This window comes from Paenibacillus sp. FSL L8-0638 (genome assembly GCF_038593075.1).
GTDB lineage: Bacteria > Bacillota > Bacilli > Paenibacillales > Paenibacillaceae > Paenibacillus > Paenibacillus polymyxa_D.
Genome location: NZ_CP151960.1, coordinates 4,227,298 through 4,247,731 on the forward strand (window position 1 = coordinate 4,227,298; position 20,434 = coordinate 4,247,731).

Below are 20,434 nucleotides of genomic sequence, written 5' to 3' on the forward strand. Positions count from 1 at the left end.
TTCAACCTTGACGGAGCATTGGGATGAATTTTTTTTGAAACTGCATCACCAACAAATATTGAAAGAGCAATTAAGTACAGCGGAAAACGATGAAAGCTGGATGATGCTAACTATTGAAGAAGCGATGGAGGGAATTTCAAAAGGCTCGCTAACCCTATCGGATCAACAGGAAATCCGTTTTCAAACCCTTCCTGTCTTTGAAAATCAACTCACCATTTCCCTACCTGACTCTCTTATTCCAGAAGTTCGGGCGGGACAGACAGTAGATCCGTCAAAAAGCTTCGTCGTTCAGGACAAGCTGGACGGAATCCTGTTCGGTCTGCACCAAAGTGGGCAAGAACTGGACCCTTCGCAAATAGAAATCTATCAACAACAAATGATTGAGCAAACGAGTTGTGCTCAACCAAGTATGAAGCTCGTAGATAAAAAGGCCCTTTCTATTCAAGATACCATCATTGGCTGCTATGAAGCTATTTTTCTAGTTTCCCCCTTTCCCTATTATCAGATTGTCTTTGTTCGTTCCTGGCATGGCAAGGCTGTGATCGGAAGTTGCCAATTTAAGCTGGAGGATGCTCCCCTCTGGGTTCCGTTAACCTATGCCATGCTGCACACCGCAACATGGTCGGAGCTTTCTTGATTCTATACCTTTTATTCAAGGAGGTACTTATATGTTTTTACCTTTACTTATTAAAGCTCTGGCTCAAGGTGCACTCAGCGGAGAACATTCTTATGTGGTGAGAGGAGCCAAGTTACAGTGCAGTCAAGGTACAGATCCTGGTGTGCTCAATATGATGTACAGCCACGGTGTCTTCATTAAAGATAAGCCTGTTCTGAACGTAGACGATGCCATCTGTGGAGCCAATATTAGCAAAATCAATGCTTTTGGTCTGTGTAAATTGAAGCAAGGTCTTCCCTGTGAACCGGAGATTGCGTTTGGGTCCAAGTGGACAGGTGGGAAAGAAGACGTATTGGTTGAGGGGGCACCCGCCCTACTCAACAATTCGACCTTAATGTGTAGCTGCCAAGGTGTACAAGAGGCGATATCCTCCTTTTTTGGTGCAGACAGCACGGGATCGGGTGGTGGAGGCATTATCTCCATTACAGATGACGGACAAGATGGCTGATTTTAACAGGCAAGGAGATTAAGGATGAACATCGTAGCGAAAGACCGCTTTACCTATCAGCACTTACATGTCACTTGGCCCTATGGCAAGCTGCGTCTTAATAACGTTCATATGAGTCACGAGCTGGGAGAACATGCTAGACTGGTGATCACGGGTAGTCTAGAAGCCGATCAAGCACACACAATCATTACCAAAGCAAGCAGCGACGACAAAGTCGAACTTTGGTATTCCATTGCTAAAGACCAGAAGCATCCCTTATTCATGGGACAACTGTACTGCATAGATGTTCAACACTTGCATCAAGAGGTCGTGGTGACTCTCGACGTCATTTCTCATAGTTTCAAACTGGATACGCAGCTCAAAAACCGCTCCTTTCAACACATCAATCAAAAGTATGTGGAGATTGTAGATGCGGTGCTGGCCGATTACAAAGGCTCAGATAAGATTGATGAAGCTTTTGGGAAAAAAGCAACAGGTCAATTCATCATGCAGTATCAGGAGACAGATTGGACTTTTTTAAAACGGCTGGCTTCACATGTGGGAGCCCTTCTCGTCCCAAATATCGTTTCACACCATGCGCAAATTTGGATCGGTATTCCGCAAGCCAGACAGCATATTCAATTGAAAGAGGTTCCTTTTACGCTACAACGCAAGATTGCTCCCTATCTGGATCAGGAGGCAAACGGCTGGAGATCTGCCCATATTGCAGACTACACTCGGTATACCTTTGAGTGGGATCAAATGCTGCAACTGGGAGATGAAGTGGAGCGCAATCACGAAACCTACGTCATCACCAAACGTGAAGGACAGTTGATTCGCGGTTTAATGACCTGGTCGTATGAATGCGCATTGTCACAAGGCTTGAAGGTCCCTAAAATCTATAATCGTACCATCATTGGCGCGGCTATTGAAGGAAAAATACTAGATGTCAGCCGGAATCAGGTTCGGCTGCATTTGGATATAGACGATCAGCAGAATCCCAAGGATGCTCAATGGTTCCCCTATTCTGCTGAAGGGAATCAGGTGTGGTATCTAATGCCGGAAAAAGGTGCGCAGGTGAAGCTGTATTTTCCAAGTGCAGACGAAGACGATGCGATGGTCATACAATCGGTTCGAACAAAACCATCCAGCGTTGCTGTCCCTTCATCTCACACAGCTCAAGGCGCCATGGTCGAATCGCCTGCAGAACGCCACCAGCGTAAAACAGCCGATCCAGGGGTCAAATCCTTTGCGAATCCACAGGGAAAAGAAATTTCCTTAGGGAACTCTGAACTGTCGATGAGTGCGCAGGAAGGGTCACTGTACATTTCCATGAATACCCATAACGGTGTCAGCCTGAACAGCACCCAACGTATACAAATTCAAGCCACAGGCAGTCTTAGTCTTTCGGCAGGTAGCATCCTGCTGCAAGGAACCAACGGCTTACACTTGAATACAACAACCGATACACTGGATTTGGAGCAGGAAGTCAACAGCGTGAGTTCTGAGATTCAACTTCAAGCTTCCCTCCATCAATACTACCCAGAACCGATTTTGTCTGACTTTGAGAAGCAAGTCGCTGAAAAGGGAATCCAAGGCGTAATGGGAGCACGCGCCAAGGAAAACGTAGGCGCCACCCTCAAAGGAGAATGGGATGCGGGTTGGGAGTTTGCAAAAGGAATGTGGAATTCGTTTGTCGATATTGCGGATCTTGTAACAGTTCCTCTTGCTTTTCGTTTTATCTTGCCAGAAGGAATCTTGAGACGTAATGAAACCTTCGAAGGTATTCAGCATGGTATAGAATTGGGCGTTGAGAAAGGTACCAAGTATGTGGAAGTTATTAAAAATTCGTCCAGTGTAGGACAGGGATTTAAAGACGTTGGAAATGAAGTAAAAAAAGATGCTAACTTTGTATGGGACGGCATCACAGAACCTATCGTAAAAAAATTGGATAACTTCTTCCCCAACCCCTATACCGATACCAAACAGGAAAGTTACGATGCAGGATATGATAGTATAAAAGCTGCGGAACGTGCAGCAGACATTTATACAGTTCTTAAAGGCGGCACAAAGTTAGTTAAAAATCTTGGAAAGCTGGGTAAAGAAGAAGCCACCTTATCTAAAGGGGCCAAGGAAACCGGAGAAAAGAATGCTGGTAAAGGTGACGCGCCGGGATTATTCGGAGATACAGCAAAAGCCGAATCTGCCCTTGCCAAGGCTGGAGATGGAAAATTCAAAACGAATGCCATCCGTTTTCCTAATAATTTTGAATCATTAGGTAGTTACTTGCAAAGTGTAGCTAGAAAAATGAATATCCGTATAACTAAAAGATCACCGATCCTCGCAACAGATAGAGGTCATTATCGGTTTCATGATCCTGGTCCTGACGTCCCACATTCTAAAGGTTCCGGTGCAAAGATTTCGCCTGAGAGACAAAAACAAATTGATGCGTTAGAATCAGGGGAGTATACGGGTAAGAGTACTAAGGGGCCGGGGAAAGGAGCTGATATTCCGCCTGCCTTCAAACAAACTGAATTCTCCAGTTCTTATGAAGCAAGAATTAGCCAAACCCCTGCGCCAGATAATCCAAAAATCGGTTTCGAAGGAGCACGGGGGGAATCTCAATGCACGTTAAAGCCACCACCAGATCCTCAAATAAAAAAGATATTAGATGAAGCTGGTATTGATGGTATACAATATAAAAATGCTGTTCCCGATCTTTCACCAGTGGCAAAAGCACAAGTAGAAATCGACTATATGCTTGGTGGAAAGAAGACTTATGGAGGGAAAGCTAGACGAGCCAACTTTATTCAATCAGACCAAAAACTAGCTGAACAATTAAATAATTCTCCTGAATCAGCACGCCAATTTGGGATGGAATCTGGTAAGATCAGTGCAAAAGATATAAAGACTTACCGAGAAAAAAACAAATTAACATGGCACGAATTAAATGACGTCAAAACAATGCAACTTGTACCAACAAAAATAAATAGTGCATTTGGGCACCTTGGCGGTGTAGGGGAGATTAACGCAGGAGCATTTGAACCTGGACAATTTGCCACTAAACAAAAGGAGATTTTAAAATGACAGTAAACGATCCAATCTTTGGTGAACTCGAATATAACTATAGTTGGGCTAAGGATACCAGTATTCATTTTTTTGGAAAAGAAACTGAGATTGCATTGATGATAGATGGTGAAGAAGATGGCGAGTTTGATGAAGCTCAATATACGGCATATCAATCTTTAATGCAAAACTGGGAGCAATTGCAGCAAAGCTTCTTGCAACCAATTTTAGACTATTACCAACAAAAGCGACATGAACTTGGTTATGATACTGAACTTAATGAGAATTATCCCTTAGTTGATACAACCGACCAACTTCTTAAAATGATTACTTTGGATGGAATTGTTGTTCCATATGCAGGTATTTATGAAGGTCGAGATATCGGAATACTTTTTGATTGTACATGGGATGTAGAGAATGGATTGGGAATTCGTTTATTAAATGAAAAAGTAACTGAAGTAGGTTACCAGGATGTTGCGATTTGAATAATTGGAGAGGGGCCAACTGGTGCCGAATTAAACACTTAATCATACCATCATTTTCAATGTAACCTTTGTTTTATCTGAGGAAGTTTCGTGAATTGAGAGTTGAACTGTACACACGAAAGTGCTAAAAAAGAATATCCTATTTAACAATACACTGAACAGGTCATTATGGTTAGATACTACCATAATTGGCTTGTTTTTTGTTATTGTCTTAGCACTAGTCCCGTTAGATATTCATAACATCACCAAGCATAATGGGGAAGAACAAAAGGAAACTGGGCAGACGATCCGCGACATTAATTTGAGAGGTGAAATATTTTGAAAATACAGAATGAAAGTATAATTTCCCCTCTTCCAGATAGCAATTTAATTATGCGTGTGGAAGAGAATTTCGAAATTAAGTTTCCTAAAGATTTCAAAGAATTTATATCAAAAAAGAATGGTGCTATTCCAATAACTAGATGCTTTGAGTATAAATCTAATAGTTATGTAGTTGATCGTTTTCTTTGTTTATTGGACAATCCAGGCGAGCATGACAAAGGGATGTATGACATCAGGGTTATTTTCAGTCAGTTAGATGAAAGGATACTTTCCGATGGAGACATAGCATCATAAAACACAACTCTCTTGTAGTTTGATTCATCAACCCAGACCCGCACACAAAAATACACCCCCTAGCATTTGGTCAAGACCCCATTTTATAGACACTGAAAAAAGACCCTAGGCTATAAGCTGCTTCCGATACTCTTTCGGAGGCAGCTTATTTAACTTTCGTTGTGGTCGACATTGGTTGTAAAATCGAATATATTCTTCTATTCTCCTTTGTGCCTCGTCCATATTTCGGATATCATATGGGTAGAGCCCTTCCGTTTTGAGATGCGAGAAGAAGCTCTCCATCGAGGCATTATCATAACAATTGCCTCGGCGAGACATGCTGATCCGGGCGCCAACCTTTGGTAGCATGTCATGGTACGCATGGGACGTGTACTGGAATCCCTGGTCGCTGTGAACGATGAGGCCAGTCACGTCTTTTTGCTGTTTAAAGGCTTGTCGAAACGTCTGTAAAACCAGTTCGTTATCATTTCTATGGCTCATCTGGTACGCGATAATTTCGTTATTGAACAAGTCTTTAATCGCAGACAGATATAGCCAGCAATCCCCCACACGATATTGCGTGATATCTGTGACCCATTTTTGATTAGGCTTGTCCGCCTTGAAATCCTGTTTTAGCAGATTTTTCGCCACACGACCTTTCGTAGAGGAAGCATAGTTGCAGCGATGTTTCTGGCGAATTTGTGAGCGGATTCCCAAGACCTGCATGAGCCGGAGTACCTTTTTATGGTTCATCCAGACTCCATGATCGTGCTGCAAAAATAGTTGAATTTGGCGATAGCCGTAGACCCCGTTATACTGCTCATACACTTTCTTCACAAGTGCTTTCGCGTCCCGATCTCGATCTGCTCCTCTACGCTTTAAGAAGGCGTAATATCCACTTCTGGAGACTTTGAAAAGCGTACACAGTTTGCTAATAGGATAGTCTTTCGCAGCTTTCTCAATGGTTATATATTTGTGTGCTTCATCTCCTGTATCCAGATTTCCAAACACTTTTTTAGCATGTCATTTTCCCGTCTCAGCTTCTGTACATACCTATCCTGGTCGATATACTCCTTACGCCGTCCTCGCTGGTCCATGAGCCCGAATTCACCGAGTTGCTTGTATTTGCGCATCCATTCTTTTAATCGATGTCGATCTGCGATCCCAAACTTCTCCATGAGTCTACGATACGTCCAACCTTCTTCAATATGGAGTCGTATGGCCTCTACCTTGGTTTCAAACGTATACTCGTTAAACTTTGTTCCCTTTTTCGCCGGCATAAAAAATGCACCCCTTAGATTTCATCGGATAAACCAGGGGTTTATTCCAATGTCTATTCTAATGGGTGCACTTCAATTCACCGGACAAACCAAAAGGTTTGTTCCAATGTCTACACTAGGGGGTACTCTTCTAACCTGGGGAATTTGTTTTACCCCTTAACCGACCCGGCTGCGATCCCTTCCACAATCCGGTCACTCATGATGAGGAACACGAGCAAAATGGGCAAAATGCTGATCATCAACGTAGCCCCAATAGCTCCCCAGTCGGTCGTATATTGTCCGATAAAGTTCTGAACGCCAACGGTCAGTGTTTTGTTTTCGTCTGAGCTGATGAACGTATTGACGAAAATAAACTCATTCCAGTTATAGATCATATTAATAATAGATGTCGTTGCCATGACGGGGGTTGTCATGGGCAGTACGATCCGGAAGAACATCCGGTTGACGGAACATCCGTCCATAACGGCCGCTTCTTCCACTTCACGGGGCAAGGCGTAATAGAATCCCAGCAAGATCATCATCGTTGTCGGCAGATTAAAAGCGACATACGACAGAATGATAGAGAGTGAAGTGTCTGTTAAATGCAGTTTGAGAAACATACTGAACAACGGAATCAAGGTGGAATGGACTGGAATCATCAGTCCGACCATAAATAGCCCGAGAACCAGCTGACTTCCTTTCCACCGCATACGCGTAATGGCAAACGTTACAAAGCTGGCTAGCAGCACAGTCACCGCCACAGATATGACCGTAATCCACACACTATTGAAGAAATACCGCCCGATATTGCCGCTGGTCCACACATTCATATAGTTCTCCCAATGTGGCTGGGACGGGAGTGCAAACGGCGGAAGGTTAAACACTTCCTGATTATTTTTAAGTGAGAAAAGCATCAGCCACACCAGTGGTAAAAGCTGCGTCACCGCCAAGATGATTAAAATGATATACAAAGCGGCATAACCGACCCGAGTTAACATTTTGCCGCGGGTAGCGACTCCAAGCGGATAGTTGGCGGCTGCCTGGGTTTTCATATCCGTTCCTCCCTCTTCCTGTCCTTTGTTACCCTCATCTATTTGCATGACCGTATTATGAATACTGGATGGTGTCACTAGTAGCCGTAACCTTGCGGATCAGCCACGTAGCGATCAGACAGATGAGCAGCAGGGCAAAGGCTGTAGCGCTGCCGTATCCAAAATCAAAGCTGCGGAATGCCTGGTGGTACATGTACGAAGCCATCACTTCACTGGCTCCATTCGGCCCACCATCCGTCATGACGTAGATGAGGTCAAAATATTTGAGCGAGCCGACAATCGACAATATGATCGTAACGTTAATCACCTCGCGCAGCAGGGGCAATTTGATACGAGTCGCAATCTGCCAGGCACTGGCCCCGTCGATCCGGGCAGCCTCCATCAGCGTTTCGGGAATGTTTTTCAGCCCGGCATAATAGATCAAGATATAAAAGCCTGCATATTGCCAAATAATCGGAATGAACAAAGCAAACAGCACCAAGGACGGATTAGCTAACCATTCAGGCGGATTGTGGACTCCGACCGACGCCAGTATGGAATTGAACACTCCGTTCGTTGGATGATACATTTTAAGCCACAGCTGTGCGATCGCTACAGATGACAACAGCATGGGTATCAGATAAATTTTCCGCAGCAGATTCGCTCCCTTGATTTTTCCTGACAAAATCATCGCAATGACCAGATAACCGATCAGACTGATGCCTGAAAACAAGGCCAACAGTAGCGAATGCCAGGCACTTTGCCAGAATGCACTGTCTGTGAGCAAATGTTGATAATTGTCCAGCCCCACAAAAGTCATAGAGCCGATTCCATTCCACTGATTCAGGCCGTAATAGCCGGTCAGTACGATGGGCACATAGATCACGGCGAATAACAGCAGTAGAGAAGGCAATACATAGAGAGCAATGACAAGCTTATTGGACATGACCTTTTCCACGGTTGGACCTCCTTAGGTGGTCAATTTCAATTTCCTTTCTCGATGGCAGCCTTATGCTGGTCGGCAAATTGTTGCGGTGTCACCGCTTTACCAAACAACGCCTGAATCATATTCAAATGTACCTGTGCTGCATTCGGCTTCATCTGTACATCGGCGAACAAGGTAATGCTGCTGGCTTGATTCAGTCCGTTCAGCAAATCGACATACAGCTTGGGCAATTTTTCTTTGGAGGTGTCCACTTTCGTCGCCGGAATAACGCCCGCCTGTGTGACCGATTGTTCTCCCCATTTGACTACAAAGTATTCAACGAACGCTTTGGCCTCTTCTTTCACCTTGGAATTCTCAGAAACAAACAAACCTACTCCCGGACCTCCTACCCAACTGTTCTCGTTGCCCTTGCCGCCTGCAACCATCGGGAATTTAAAGAAGCCAATTTGATCTTTAAATGCTTGCGGGATTGCGGGATTGGTCGTAAAATTCGGCAATTCCCAAGTAGCCATCAAATACATAGCTGCCTTGTTGTTCATAAATTCGGATTTTCCCTCATCATTGGACAAGCCGTTAAATCCTTTGTTAAAGGCATTCATATCCACAAGCGTCTGAACTTCGGAGGCCGCCTGAATTAAACCAGGGTCATCGAACGATCCTGAGCCGTCAATCGCTTTTTTCAGCGTTTCGTTACCTGCTATACGGTCCGCCAGATACATGTACCAGAGCGAGCCGGTCCAGCGGTCCTTATTGCCCAATGCAATCGGTGCTACTCCATGATCCGTAAGTGTTTTCACAACCTGCTTAAACTCGTCAAATGTCGTAGGTACCTTCAAGTTGTATTTTTGGAATATGGCTTTGTTGTAATAAATGGGTGTAATATTCAATTCAATCGGAAGCGCATACGTTTTGCCATTCAGCGCATAAGCTTCGGTCGTTCCCGGTACGAATTTGTCCTTCAGCTTGGAACCTTGCAGCAGGTCATCCATCGGCGTAAATAATCCACCTTTAACGTAAGGCTCCATAAAGCCCGCTGCCCAGGTGATACCGATATCCGGCAATTCATTGGAAGCTGACAGCACTTTGAGTTTATTTTTGTATTGTTCATTTTCCAGCACTTCCTGCTGAATGACGACATTCGGATGATCCTTTTGGTATTGATCTATAATCTGAGTCACTAGCTTGCTCTGCTGTGCCGAACTTCCCTCGGGCCACAGGTGCATCATTTTGAGTGTAACCTTTCCCCCGTCTCCACTGGAACCGCCTTGACCATCTTTACCAACACCGCAACCGGATAACACCAGCATGAATGACAGCAGCAGGGTCAACCCAGCAAACCATTTTTGATGTGAGCGCTTACGCAAATCATTTTCGTTGGACATCGTTAGACCTCCGTTTGTTGTATTTATATTTTTGTAACCGTTATCATTTGTAAGTTTAGCACTCTATTCCTGCTTTCAACAGGGTACGCTCATTGGGTATAATTCCACTTTTATTGGGTTTGATCTGCCTACTGTCAGTCGATATTCTCCGGCCCTGTACGCATCTGCTGCCTGTAGCGGCTGGGACTTATCCCCTCGGTCGCTTTGAATACTTTAATAAAATATTTATCTGTTCGGTAGCCTGATCGTTCGCCGATTTGGGCAATCGTCAATTGGGTATGCAGCAGCAGCTCCTTGGCCCGTTGAATCCGCAGCCGATGCAGATATTCGCTGAAGGACAAACCACTTTGCTCCTTGAATAAAACACTAAAATAGCTCGCATTCAGGTGTGAATGCGCGGCAGTCTGCGCCATCGTAATGGATTCGTGAAGATGCTCCGCCATATAGGTGAAGGCACGTCGTACCGGATCACTAAGGGTAGCCGCCTGGAGATCAAGCTCTAGCAGAACAGGGTCAGCCAGCTTGTCCAGCTTCTCGTACCGCTGCCGCTCCTCTTCCAGCCGAAGCGCTTCATTTACTGCATTCAGCAGCTCCTGCTTATCAATCGGTTTGAGCAAATAATTGACGGCTCCCAGACGAAGAGCCTGCTGGACATAATCAAACTCCGCATAGCCTGAGATGACAATGGTCGCTGGTCGTCGTGAATCCCGTTCCAGAGAGCGGATTAAATCCAGCCCACTGAATTCCGGCAACCGGACATCCGTAATCAACAGATGAACCGTCTCTGCACGCAGTATATTTAGTGCTTCCAAACCATTACCGAATGTCACAATCCGGTATTTCCCGGCTGCCCATTGCTCCAGTGTCTGGTGTATCCCCTGACGTGTTCGCTGTTCATCGTCTACAATGACAATGGTTTTGGATGAAACACTCATTCCTACCGCCCTCCATATTCATCAGGAATTTCAAAAGCGACCACCGTTCCTTCCTGCTCAGCACTATGTATCAGCACACCGTCCGTTGGATAAGATGCGCTGTCATAATAGAGAGCGAGCCTGCGCTGCACATTAACCAGTCCCATACCGGTTCCCTTGCTCTCGCAGGCTGCTCCCCCCATCAACGCTGTACGCACAGCTGCAAGTTCTTCCAGTGTCATTCCAGGTCCGTTATCTATGACCGCGATCTTGGTCCACCCCGGTCTGGTCGAAGGAGTGACACTGATTTCAACACGGCCGTTGCCGATGCGATTTTCCACACCATGCAAAATAGCATTCTCTAGAATAGGCTGGATCAGCAGTTTAGGAAGCGGAATTCTGGCTGCCTCTGAAGGCATATGAATTTGCCAGCTCAGACGCTCCCCCAGACGCATCTCCATCAGTTCCAGATAACGACGGATTTGCGCCATTTCTTCCCCGAGGGTCACCCAAGAGTCATGGTGAGCCGGTTCGATAACATAACGAAACAGCCGCGACATGGACACCATCAGCCCGGCAAGCTCCTCCTCTCCCTTCTCCTGCAGCGACCAGTTGAAAGCATCCAGCGTATTAAAAAGAAAATGCGGATTGATCTGCGCCTGCAGAGCTTTAAGCTCGGTCTGGCTTTGTAAAACCTCCTTCTCGCAAATAACTCGGATCAATTCATTGATATCGACAATCATCGTATTGTACTCTGCGTTCAATTCTCGCAGCTCGACGGCTGCTGCCGGTTCTGGATTCAGGGCCAATGCCCCTTCTCGTGAACGACGCATCGCCTGAATCAAGTGACCTATCGGTCTTGTAATCAACGTAGACAACATAAAGGACATGAACAGAAATAGCACGGCACCAAGGCACGCGGAAATGATAAGCGTAGTCCGTAAAACCGTAATTCCGTCTGTGACGACGCTAACCGGAATCAGGATCAGCAGCGACCAGCCCGTCCGCTCCGACTGCTGAACCGCCTTCACATATTCCCGTTCCCCAATATGAACCGTCTGTGTTTTGCTGTGCAGTACACCTGACAAATCCGCCTGGTTCATTGGTTCACCCGACAGCAGCTGGCCTTGACGATCTACAAGCAGCATGGTTTCATCCGCTTCTTCATTGACCGCTGACCTACCATTCAGTCCAAAATAACTTCGCTCCATACGGGTAATCAGGTACCCTCCGCGTGAGAACCAGCGATCCACCAGGCTCACCTGCCGAATTGCCAGCAGTGACCGGGAATCTTCGGGATCAATCCCGATCCAGACCAGTCTTCCTTTCATCTGATTCGCCTCACGGATGTCTGCCTGTCCGATACGTTCCTCCAGACTGCCCTCTCTAATCGGAAACAACATCTTCCCTTCAGCAGTATACAGTTCCAGTGAGCCGACACTCGGCATATATGCCTGATAGCTATGCATCACTTGCAGTAGGGATTGACGCTGTCCAAAATTCACCTTGCCCCCGTTGCGCTCCTCCAGCAAAATATGCTGAACAGACGGGTGATTCGCGACCTGCTCCGTCAAACTGTCCATCTGGCCGATTAATGCATCCAGCCTACCGCTTGCTTGTACCGCAGTTTGACCAATATGTCGCTCGGCACTGTCTTTTAACAGGTGAGACACATTGAGATAAATGAACGCCCCCGCTACACTCATCATAATAAGCATCACCAGTATAAATCCGATAAAAATCTGATTACGTAATGTGTTTAATGGTTGAAACCTTGACCTTGAACGCATGCCTTTCCCCCCTGAACCATCGCAGAAAAGTTGATAATGATAACGCTTTCTATTTTTCCATTCTAGCGCATCGTTCCTCTTTGTTGGCATATTTTTAATTGAGATTAATTAAAATGGGCAGGAATGCTATGAAAATTAAAAGGTCGTAGGGTAAACGAAAAAAATGACTCCCGACAAATGCAGGAGCCATCTACTGACCAGTTAAACTCGAAGCTTCTTTCAAATCACCCAAACTAAGGTACCGTCCAGGCTCCGAAGCTTGTATATAAAATAGGTATCCTATTGGAGCGCAGCCAAAATGCGGTCGCACAGCTCCATCGTTTTCACGTTGTCTCGTCCACTTGAATCAGGCGTCCGTCCTTCTTGGCAGCAGTTCATGAAATGAGCAATTTCACCGACAAAACCGCGCAAGTACAAATCACGGTATCCGCCCGACATCGCGGAAGCTGATGGTGTCAGAACCGTATCATTTTCCGCAAGGGATTTCCAAGGAAGCTCTCTATGACTCTCCGACTTGTGAATGATCAGTGTATTCACCTCATCCGCGTTCGCAAAACCGTGGTCAAAGGTTACCGTAATCCCTTCACTCTCTCGTGTCCATGCTGTCATACCTGCGAAGTATAGGCTGCCCACTACACCATTTTCAAATTTCAAGGCAATGGTATGGGAAATACACTCACCTTTATCGTTCGCAAATCCGGTAACCTGCACCACTTCCCCGAACAAATATCGTACCAGGTCGACCATATGAACCGCCGCCAGCTTCATGAAGTCTTCGCCAGTTTTACAAAACTGGGTACTGTCCACGAGAAATTTTGCCTGAAATGAGCGTGCGGCTCCAAGCGAGCCACCCTCAATCCATTCTTTTAACTTTATGTATACAGGTGCGTAGCGCTTCATGAAACCGACCATCAGGACAACGCCTGCTGCTTCTGCCGCATCTGCAATTTGGGCCGCTTCCTCCGCATTCCAACCCAGTGGCTTGTCTACAAAGACATGTTTTCCAGCCTTAATGCAGTCTAGTACGAGCGAAGGATGATCTGCCGCTTGTGCAATCACGACAACTCCATCACAGTCTTCCTGCTCCAGCATAGCCTTGTAATTGTCATAAGGTGTGCCACTACTTCCAAACCGCTGAAGTGCTGTCTTCGATCTGCTTAAATCTCTAGTCGCAATCGCCTGAATTTCAGCACCTGCCTCAATAACAGCAGGATATATGTTCGTTGAAGCGTGAAAGCCAGCCCCGATAAAACACAGCTTCGCCTTGCTCATGTTAGTCCCTCCCATGTACACACTAAAATAATCCGATCCCATCGTACCCTATTGCCGAAGTATATATACAAAAAAACCTTAACAAAGATAATCCCTTATCCTTGTTAAGGCTCTATCTGTATCACCAGCAACCATCCTTAAAATACATACAATTACAGGGTTCAGAAATTACCTTGTGGATAATGAAGCCCATTTTTGCTCCAGCCACTGGTCAAATTCAGCACCCTTGTCGCCTTCATAGATGTCATAAATATCGACTCTCATCTTGTGCAGCTTCTCGCGAAAATCGTTGTAGGTATGGTCGGCTGGCAAGCTTTTTTTAATCCGCACCAGAATCTTCGTCAGGCCCTTAACAAGCTCACCCTCTTTGCGCACAGGCGGCTGTACATTCTCGCCCCATTCCTGAAGTCTGTGGTAAGCGGCTTCCTGAACGGCATATACCGTATCATGATTCAAACGATGTGTCAGCAAGTCAATCGTCTGCTGGTTCTTCCATGCACCCAGATCATTTACCGCAGCTAGGCGTGTTTTCCAATCGGAGGTTCGGTTTGCAGCTACTTTAAGCTGCTCATATACTTCTGCAAATTCCTGCTGAGTTTCGTTGTTTTCCAAAATTGTCTCATCCTTTTCTAAAAATCACTATATTACTGTTCATCACGATTGCCGTTTGTTAAATATAACATACTTGCCGGTCTTCTTCTAAAAAAAGATAAAAATGAAATGATCGGACGTTACAGGAAATCTGCACGTGCTGGTGTAAATGCATCTAGCAGAATGCCGCCATCCTCCAGTGGGATACAGCCATGAAGAGTATCGGATGGAAAATGGATGCTGTCTCCTTCTTTGACGGTCTGGACTTCCTTTGTTTCGCCATCATCAATCATGAACTTAAAACTTCCCTTTATTACATAAGTGACTTGTTCATGGACATGCTTATGCAACAGGATTTCCCCTGTTTGGGCTTTGGCAAACATCACTTTGACATACATAAGCTGGTCGCTGTGGGCCAGCACTTTCCGGGTGGTATTACTGTCAACGATGTCAATTTGAATATCTTGGTCGTTAAAAAACATGGATCATTCCTCCTCTTTTTAAGCACAAATGATTTAGATGAGTTATTTTGAAAAAATTCATAAATCGGTTTAGTTTAAAACCAGCGAAAAATAAGCCAAAGTACTCCGGAAAGGGTCGTAAAGTCGGGATCGGCGAACGTTACCCCTTCGGCACCCAAAAAAGAAAAGAGCGGCAAGGTGAGAGCTGGCAGCAGACAGAGCAAGAATCCATTAAGACAACTGGAAATAACAGCTCCTCTAAAACCACCGCTGGAATTGCCGAATATCGCGGCTGCACCACCAGCGAGGAAACAGGCCATGATTCCTGGCACAATGACAGGCAATCCGACAAACGGGAAAAGAAAGACGCAGGCAACGCCTGTGAAGAAGCTGACCAAGAAGCCTACCAACGCGGAATTGGGTGATTTATCGAACAGTACCAGAACATCCACACCAGGGATTGCTCCAGGTGCGAACACTTGGGAGAAGCCTTTGAAAGCGGGTACAATTTCAGTTGTGAACAGCTTAACACCCGCTTTTGCGATATACAAGCCGGCAGCAAAAATAGCTGACTGTTCGAGGATAAAGACGATATATTCTTTGCCATCCGATAATTTGCTGACATAATCAGAACCAGCAACCAGTCCAGATACCAGTAAAAGCACAAGCATCGTCAAGGTCGTTGCAACATTGGGGTCGCGCAAAAAACTGATGCGGTCATTAATTTTTACATTTTCGGTGTCATTTTCACGGTTGCCGAACACTTTCCCTAAATAGGTGCCCAGAATGTAAGAGGTCATGGAAGCATGAGCAATCGTATAATCATCCGATTTAATAATGTTTTTGCTAGCATTCCGGAGTAGGTAAGGAAACACCGCCATATAGCTCCCAATGACCAATGAACCGACGATGATCGTAGTCAGCGAACTGAGACCTAGACCTTTCATAACGGCTGTAGCGGCAAAGCTCATAAACAAAATCAAGTGAAGAGACAAATAAATGTACTTGAACTTGGTCAGACGTGCAAGCACGATGTTAAGGATCATGGAAAAGAGCAGAATGAGCGCAGCATCCGCCCCGATCTGATCAATGGTCAGTGCCATAATGGCTTCATTGCTGGGTACGACACCTTTAAGGTTGAACGCATAAGAAAAAATTTGGCTGAAGTTAGTAAGAACGCCTCCTAAAATGCCGCCGCCGACCTTGATCATGGTGAAGCCCATAAAAGAAAGGGTAGTTCCCGTAATGATTTCTGATACTTTCTTCCTCTGGAATATAAGGCCGAGTAATGTCACAATCGCGATAATGATGGATGGCTCCCTGATAATGCTCATAAACATTTCCATAGTGATCTCCGACTTTCTTTTATTATTTTCCATTCTTACTAAATCGATTTAGTAATACTCGAAAAAAATTTCCCTTCCGGGAATGTAAAAAGAAGCAGAATCATTTTTTGTGAATTAAATCACAACTTACTCCATACATTATTCGTTTGAGCTCTATTCCTCCCCTCTCTTCAATCACCATCATCACTAAATTCAGGACAACCATAAATGAAAGGGCATTCATGACTCGAATCATAAGATCATTATAGCTCTTTATTTTCTTTTTACAATAGAATTCATAAAAACGTTTTCAAAAAAAAGAAAAGGACTTATTCAAACATTCAGTTCAGCTTTAGGACCGATTCTCTGTGGTTGATGACCGGATTCATACGGATGATTTCTGACAGCTCCTCATGATCCTGTTCTTTTTGATCAATTTTCTCCAGCAGTAGCCTGGCACTCCTTTTCCCCATTTCAAAACTCGGCTGGGAAACGGTTGTGATCGGCGGATTATAAAAAGACGCAAAGGATACATCATCTATGCCAATCAAGGAAAAGTCATTAGGTATGGTCAGATGATTATTTTTGGCAAAGATCAGCACCTGCTCCAAAATCATGTCATTCGTAGCAATGATTGCGGTGGGCGGGTTCTCCATGTGGAATAGTTGTCCAATCAGATTAGGCATTTCATCCAACCTGCCGCTTTTGATATAGTTTTCATTCACTGGGATGTCATGTTTGCCCAGCGTATTTCGATAACCTGACAGCCGCTCACTTCGTGTGGTGATCGCTTTGTTGCCTAAGGGAAACGTGATAATCCCAATGTTGTTATGACCATGCTCAATAAGTGCTTCAACCGCAAGCTCGCTGGCCTTTTCATTATTAAGCAGTACCGTATCTACGCTGAGTTCATCGATTTTTCGGTCCACAAACACAAAAGGATAGCCATTCTTGACAAGGGAAACATACAATTTCTTGTTCTCTTCCGTCGGGAAAATGATAAGTCCATCCACTTGCCGAGCAATCATCGACTGGACATACTTTTTCTCTTTGAGCGAATCATCATCGGTATTGCAGACAATGACCTGGACATTTTCCAGTTGGCATTCATCTTCAATGGCACGCACGACTTCTGTTGTAAATCTCGATAAAATGGTTGAAGAAATAACCCCCACAATGAAGGTCTTCTTCTGCTTGAGACTACGTGCCACCTCATTGGGTATATAACTGAGATCCTCAATCGCTTGCTCGATCTTCTTCTTGGTGTTTTCACTCATATAGTTGTATCTCTTTTGTAGAAACTGCGAAACTGTACTCTTCGACACCCCGGCACGTTCTGCCACTTCCTTCATCGTTGTTACCATAATTACCCTCCTTTCTTTTTTGCATGTCATGCGTGCTAATTTTCAAATATATATTCTGCAACCTGTATGTAAAGTGAATTTCACTTTATTATATACCTTCTTTTACAGCAGGAAAATATAATAAATAAAGAGTTAGAGCGTGCCTCTACTCATATACAAGCGCGGCCAAAAATACGGGGTGGAAACTCCTTCACGAATCTTTTACAAGAGGAACTTTCCTACTTAGCTTGATAATCCGTTGTTATAAACTATTGATTTCGAACGAAATCTTAGAAATATACGAATTTTATGAACTTGTTTGATGGAAGATTTGAACATAAAATGAAAATGTAATCGGTTACAAATTCTTTTAAATAAAGGAGGAAGCAGAATTATGAAGAAAAAAGGATTAAAAAAAACATTTTTCGTCATTGCCTCCCTCGTAATGGGCTTCACACTGTATGGCTATACACCCGCTTCTGCAGATGCAGCCAGTGTGAAAGGATATTATCACACCCAAGGAAACAAGATTGTAGACGAATCTGGGAAAGAAGCGGCATTTAACGGCCTGAACTGGTTCGGTCTGGAAACTCCTAATTACACCTTGCATGGACTGTGGAGCCGCTCAATGGACGACATGCTGGATCAGGTGAAGAAAGAAGGCTACAATCTGATTCGTCTGCCTTACAGCAATCAGTTATTCGATTCCAGTTCCCGTCCAGACAGTATTGATTATCACAAAAACCCTGATCTGGTCGGTTTAACTCCGATTCAAATTATGGACAAGTTGATCGAAAAAGCTGGACAACGCGGTATTCAGATTATCCTTGACCGTCACCGTCCAAGCTCAGGTGGGCAATCCGAGCTGTGGTACACATCCCAGTACCCTGAGTCTCGCTGGATTAGTGACTGGAAAATGTTAGCTGAACGTTATAAAAACACCCCCACCGTCATTGGTGCGGATTTGCACAACGAGCCACACGGTCAAGCAAGCTGGGGTACAGGCAATGCCTCCACAGACTGGCGTCTGGCGGCACAACGCGCAGGGAATGCGATTCTGTCCGTGAATCCGAATTGGCTGATTCTCGTAGAAGGTGTAGACCACAATGTACAAGGCAACAATAGCCAATACTGGTGGGGTGGCAACCTGACCGGTGTAGCCAACTATCCTGTCGTTCTGGACGTACCGAACCGTGTCGTATATTCTCCACATGATTACGGCCCCGGTGTGTCTTCGCAGCCATGGTTCAACGACCCGGCCTTCCCGTCCAACCTGCCAGCGATCTGGGATCAAACCTGGGGCTACATCAGCAAGCAAAACATAGCTCCGGTACTGGTCGGTGAATTCGGCGGTCGTAATGTTGATTTGTCTACTCCTGAGGGGAAATGGCAAAATGCACTCGTAGACTATATTGGTGCCAACAACCTGTACTTTACGTACTGGTCCCTGAATCCAAATAGCGGCGACACAGGCGGTCTGCTGCTGGATGACTGGACTACCTGGAATCGTCCGAAGCAAGATATGCTGGGTCGAATTATGAAGCCTGTTGTTTCCGTAGCCCAGCAAGCGGAAGCAGCAGCCGAATAGGCACAGGGCTTCAACTTCACTTAATTAAAAAAGCCGATTTTCCTCCTTCAGGCCAGATTATGCTGGGCTATGAAGATGGGGAGAAACGGCTTTTTTTGTTCTTCCAGTTTTACACATTGTAAATTCCCCATTGAATGGGTCATTTTGTAAACTAAATCTCTCTTTCAACCGATAAATACATATGTTGGATTTTAATTTAGAAAGGAAGTATTCATGTGATTATTTGGAAGGGTTTTGGTATTTTAAATATTATTATTCCAGGGATTTTATTTGTTATTGTCGGTAGTTTAGTATCCGCTCTAGGGCTTGACTCCATAGATTCCCGGCTGCCAATGGCTTTTGTGTTCATTGTGTCGGGAGTTATTATCTGGTATTTGGGGAAAGCACTCAACTCCGACTCGGACAAAGTGCTAGTTGATATGGAAACGGGACAACGCTATCGAATGGGAACCCAGCACAGTCTGTTTTTTATCCCTATGCATTATTGGGGCCCTGCCGGTCTAGCGATCGGATTTATTTTAATCGTTGCATCGATATTTATTTAACGTTGATTGTAAACATAAGCTATTCCGAACACCGCAATGCGAGCTAGTTGCTCCCATTGCGGTCTTTTTCCTTCTCGCAGGTCGATTATGCTCAGATACCGCTATGGTTTACCTGTAGGCCAATGGGTTTGGGTCAGGGGAACACCTAGCTCATGCTTCGACCTAGCTGCTCCACCTTGCTCAGCCAATCGTTGCGCTGCTGATCCGATAACTTATTCATAAGATCAATGGTCGTAGAACGCACTGGTTTGACACCACATAGATGCAGCGTGGAATCCTTCATCATCCGATGCCCAGGCTGTCCCTGGAAAAATCGGTAGTACCAGTGCGGACCGTCCATCGTTGTAATGAGGCGAGCTGTTCTTCCTTTTAGAAGCTTGTCAGGCAAGGATTTTCCTTTTTGATACTTAAACGCAAACCCCGGCATAATGGTACGGTCAATGAAGCCTTTCATTAATGCAGGCAAGCTGCCCCACCAGATTGGAAAGACAAAAACAAGATGTTCTGCCCATTTAATCGACTCCTGTGCTTGGATCAAATCAGGTTTCAGCGGCAATTTATTACGATATCCACCTAATAGATTTGGATTAAAATCAAGCTCGGATAACTGCAACAAACGAACCTCTGCTCCTGCAGCCTTCGCTCCTTTTACATAGGATTGAGCCAACGCTTCTCCATAACTGCCAGCGACTGGATTCCCTTGAATCACCAATATTTTTTTAGACATATAAGCCACTTC

At 45.0% G+C, this 20,434-nt stretch carries 20 protein-coding genes and 1 pseudogene; 8 read left to right on the top strand and 13 right to left on the bottom strand.

The annotated features are described in order from the left end of the window. Positions 1-7: 7 nt before the first annotated feature. The 6 genes and pseudogenes from MKY35_RS18875 (at position 8) to MKY35_RS18900 (ending at position 5,269) form a co-directional block, all read left to right on the top strand. Positions 8-637 (top strand): hypothetical protein, encoded by a 630-nt coding sequence (locus MKY35_RS18875; RefSeq protein ID WP_342444531.1) that lies wholly within the window; start codon positions 8-10, stop codon positions 635-637. Between the two features lie 31 nt (positions 638-668). Continuing rightward, entirely contained in the window at positions 669-1,124 is a 456-nt protein-coding gene (locus MKY35_RS18880; RefSeq protein ID WP_069012524.1) for a DUF4280 domain-containing protein, read from the top strand. 261 nt (positions 1,125-1,385) lie between these two features. Further along, a pseudogene (locus tag MKY35_RS18885) lies at positions 1,386-1,661 on the top strand (contractile injection system protein, VgrG/Pvc8 family); the annotation flags it as partial. Between the two features lie 1,884 nt (positions 1,662-3,545). Further along, a complete protein-coding gene (locus tag MKY35_RS18890; protein WP_342446670.1) occupies positions 3,546-4,190 on the top strand; it encodes an HNH endonuclease in 645 nt (214 codons plus the stop codon). Continuing rightward, positions 4,187-4,654 (top strand): DUF2004 domain-containing protein, encoded by a 468-nt coding sequence (locus MKY35_RS18895; protein ID WP_342444532.1) that lies wholly within the window; start codon positions 4,187-4,189, stop codon positions 4,652-4,654. Before MKY35_RS18890 ends, MKY35_RS18895 begins: the two co-directional genes overlap by 4 nt. Positions 4,655-4,972: 318 nt before the next feature. Next, positions 4,973-5,269 carry an SMI1/KNR4 family protein gene (locus MKY35_RS18900; RefSeq protein WP_342444533.1) on the top strand — a complete coding sequence of 99 codons (297 nt, stop codon included), beginning with the start codon at positions 4,973-4,975 and terminating at the stop codon, positions 5,267-5,269. 105 nt (positions 5,270-5,374) lie between these two features. Here the strand turns inward: MKY35_RS18900 and MKY35_RS18905 are convergent, their stop codons facing one another. The 12 genes from MKY35_RS18905 to MKY35_RS18960 form a co-directional block, all read right to left on the bottom strand. Beyond that, positions 5,375-6,259: an IS3 family transposase gene (locus tag MKY35_RS18905; protein ID WP_342444534.1), complete on the bottom strand. Its 885-nt coding sequence runs from the start codon at positions 6,257-6,259 to the stop codon at positions 5,375-5,377. Continuing rightward, positions 6,214-6,528, bottom strand: coding sequence for a helix-turn-helix domain-containing protein (locus MKY35_RS18910; protein WP_025722639.1), 315 nt, complete (start codon positions 6,526-6,528; stop codon positions 6,214-6,216). The genes MKY35_RS18905 and MKY35_RS18910 overlap by 46 nt, the downstream gene beginning before the upstream one ends. 149 nt (positions 6,529-6,677) lie before the next feature. Continuing rightward, entirely contained in the window at positions 6,678-7,559 is an 882-nt protein-coding gene (locus MKY35_RS18915) for a carbohydrate ABC transporter permease (protein WP_039273008.1), read from the bottom strand. Between the two features lie 55 nt (positions 7,560-7,614). Next, positions 7,615-8,496, bottom strand: a complete 882-nt coding sequence (locus tag MKY35_RS18920) for a sugar ABC transporter permease (protein ID WP_039273005.1) — start codon at positions 8,494-8,496, stop codon at positions 7,615-7,617. A 26-nt stretch (positions 8,497-8,522) separates the two neighbouring features. Continuing rightward, on the bottom strand, positions 8,523-9,866 hold the full coding sequence (locus tag MKY35_RS18925; protein ID WP_342444535.1) for an extracellular solute-binding protein: 1,344 nt from the start codon (positions 9,864-9,866) through the stop codon (positions 8,523-8,525). 134 nt (positions 9,867-10,000) lie between these two features. Next, complete coding sequence (locus MKY35_RS18930) at positions 10,001-10,801, bottom strand: response regulator (protein WP_307347586.1); 801 nt, start codon at positions 10,799-10,801, stop codon at positions 10,001-10,003. Positions 10,802-10,803: 2 nt separating this feature from the next. Continuing rightward, positions 10,804-12,570 (bottom strand): sensor histidine kinase, encoded by a 1,767-nt coding sequence (locus tag MKY35_RS18935; RefSeq protein ID WP_342444536.1) that lies wholly within the window; start codon positions 12,568-12,570, stop codon positions 10,804-10,806. Positions 12,571-12,849: 279 nt separating this feature from the next. Further along, entirely contained in the window at positions 12,850-13,842 is a 993-nt protein-coding gene (locus tag MKY35_RS18940) for a Gfo/Idh/MocA family oxidoreductase (protein WP_322252150.1), read from the bottom strand. Positions 13,843-14,010: 168 nt separating this feature from the next. Further along, the gene (locus MKY35_RS18945; protein WP_342444537.1) at positions 14,011-14,454 is read right to left on the bottom strand and encodes a HEAT repeat domain-containing protein; all 444 of its coding nucleotides are present in this window, start codon (positions 14,452-14,454) and stop codon (positions 14,011-14,013) included. 119 nt (positions 14,455-14,573) lie between these two features. Continuing rightward, entirely contained in the window at positions 14,574-14,915 is a 342-nt protein-coding gene (locus MKY35_RS18950; protein WP_029515624.1) for a cupin domain-containing protein, read from the bottom strand. 74 nt (positions 14,916-14,989) lie between these two features. After that, on the bottom strand, positions 14,990-16,234 hold the full coding sequence (locus MKY35_RS18955) for a PTS ascorbate transporter subunit IIC (RefSeq protein WP_238437885.1): 1,245 nt from the start codon (positions 16,232-16,234) through the stop codon (positions 14,990-14,992). A gap of 326 nt (positions 16,235-16,560) precedes the next feature. Next, complete coding sequence (locus MKY35_RS18960) at positions 16,561-17,583, bottom strand: substrate-binding domain-containing protein (RefSeq protein WP_342444538.1); 1,023 nt, start codon at positions 17,581-17,583, stop codon at positions 16,561-16,563. A 373-nt stretch (positions 17,584-17,956) separates the two neighbouring features. Here MKY35_RS18960 and MKY35_RS18965 point away from each other — a divergent pair, with 373 nt between their 5' ends. Both MKY35_RS18965 and MKY35_RS18970 read left to right on the top strand, forming a co-directional pair. Next, a complete protein-coding gene (locus MKY35_RS18965; RefSeq protein WP_342444539.1) occupies positions 17,957-19,150 on the top strand; it encodes a glycoside hydrolase family 5 protein in 1,194 nt (397 codons plus the stop codon). 215 nt (positions 19,151-19,365) lie between these two features. Then, positions 19,366-19,695: a hypothetical protein gene (locus MKY35_RS18970; protein ID WP_029515629.1), complete on the top strand. Its 330-nt coding sequence runs from the start codon at positions 19,366-19,368 to the stop codon at positions 19,693-19,695. A 145-nt stretch (positions 19,696-19,840) separates the two neighbouring features. Here the strand turns inward: MKY35_RS18970 and MKY35_RS18975 are convergent, their stop codons facing one another. Next, positions 19,841-20,422 carry an NAD(P)H-dependent oxidoreductase gene (locus MKY35_RS18975; RefSeq protein WP_342444540.1) on the bottom strand — a complete coding sequence of 194 codons (582 nt, stop codon included), beginning with the start codon at positions 20,420-20,422 and terminating at the stop codon, positions 19,841-19,843. Positions 20,423-20,434 lie beyond the last annotated feature (12 nt).

Bases quoted from the DNA above. Each gene is read 5' to 3' on its own strand.
- MKY35_RS18880 (WP_069012524.1), top strand. From the start codon at position 669: ATGTTTTTACCTTTACTTATTAAAGCTCTGGCTCAAGGTGCACTCAGC.
- MKY35_RS18895 (WP_342444532.1), top strand. From the start codon at position 4,187: ATGACAGTAAACGATCCAATCTTTGGTGAACTCGAATATAACTATAGT.
- MKY35_RS18910 (WP_025722639.1), bottom strand. From the start codon at position 6,528: ATGCCGGCGAAAAAGGGAACAAAGTTTAACGAGTATACGTTTGAAACC.
- MKY35_RS18915 (WP_039273008.1), bottom strand. From the start codon at position 7,559: ATGAAAACCCAGGCAGCCGCCAACTATCCGCTTGGAGTCGCTACCCGC.
- MKY35_RS18925 (WP_342444535.1), bottom strand. From the start codon at position 9,866: ATGTCCAACGAAAATGATTTGCGTAAGCGCTCACATCAAAAATGGTTT.
- MKY35_RS18930 (WP_307347586.1), bottom strand. From the start codon at position 10,801: ATGAGTGTTTCATCCAAAACCATTGTCATTGTAGACGATGAACAGCGA.
- MKY35_RS18935 (WP_342444536.1), bottom strand. From the start codon at position 12,570: ATGCGTTCAAGGTCAAGGTTTCAACCATTAAACACATTACGTAATCAG.
- MKY35_RS18940 (WP_322252150.1), bottom strand. From the start codon at position 13,842: ATGAGCAAGGCGAAGCTGTGTTTTATCGGGGCTGGCTTTCACGCTTCA.
- MKY35_RS18950 (WP_029515624.1), bottom strand. From the start codon at position 14,915: ATGTTTTTTAACGACCAAGATATTCAAATTGACATCGTTGACAGTAAT.
- MKY35_RS18955 (WP_238437885.1), bottom strand. From the start codon at position 16,234: ATGTTTATGAGCATTATCAGGGAGCCATCCATCATTATCGCGATTGTG.
- MKY35_RS18960 (WP_342444538.1), bottom strand. From the start codon at position 17,583: ATGGTAACAACGATGAAGGAAGTGGCAGAACGTGCCGGGGTGTCGAAG.
- MKY35_RS18965 (WP_342444539.1), top strand. From the start codon at position 17,957: ATGAAGAAAAAAGGATTAAAAAAAACATTTTTCGTCATTGCCTCCCTC.
- MKY35_RS18975 (WP_342444540.1), bottom strand. From the start codon at position 20,422: ATGTCTAAAAAAATATTGGTGATTCAAGGGAATCCAGTCGCTGGCAGT.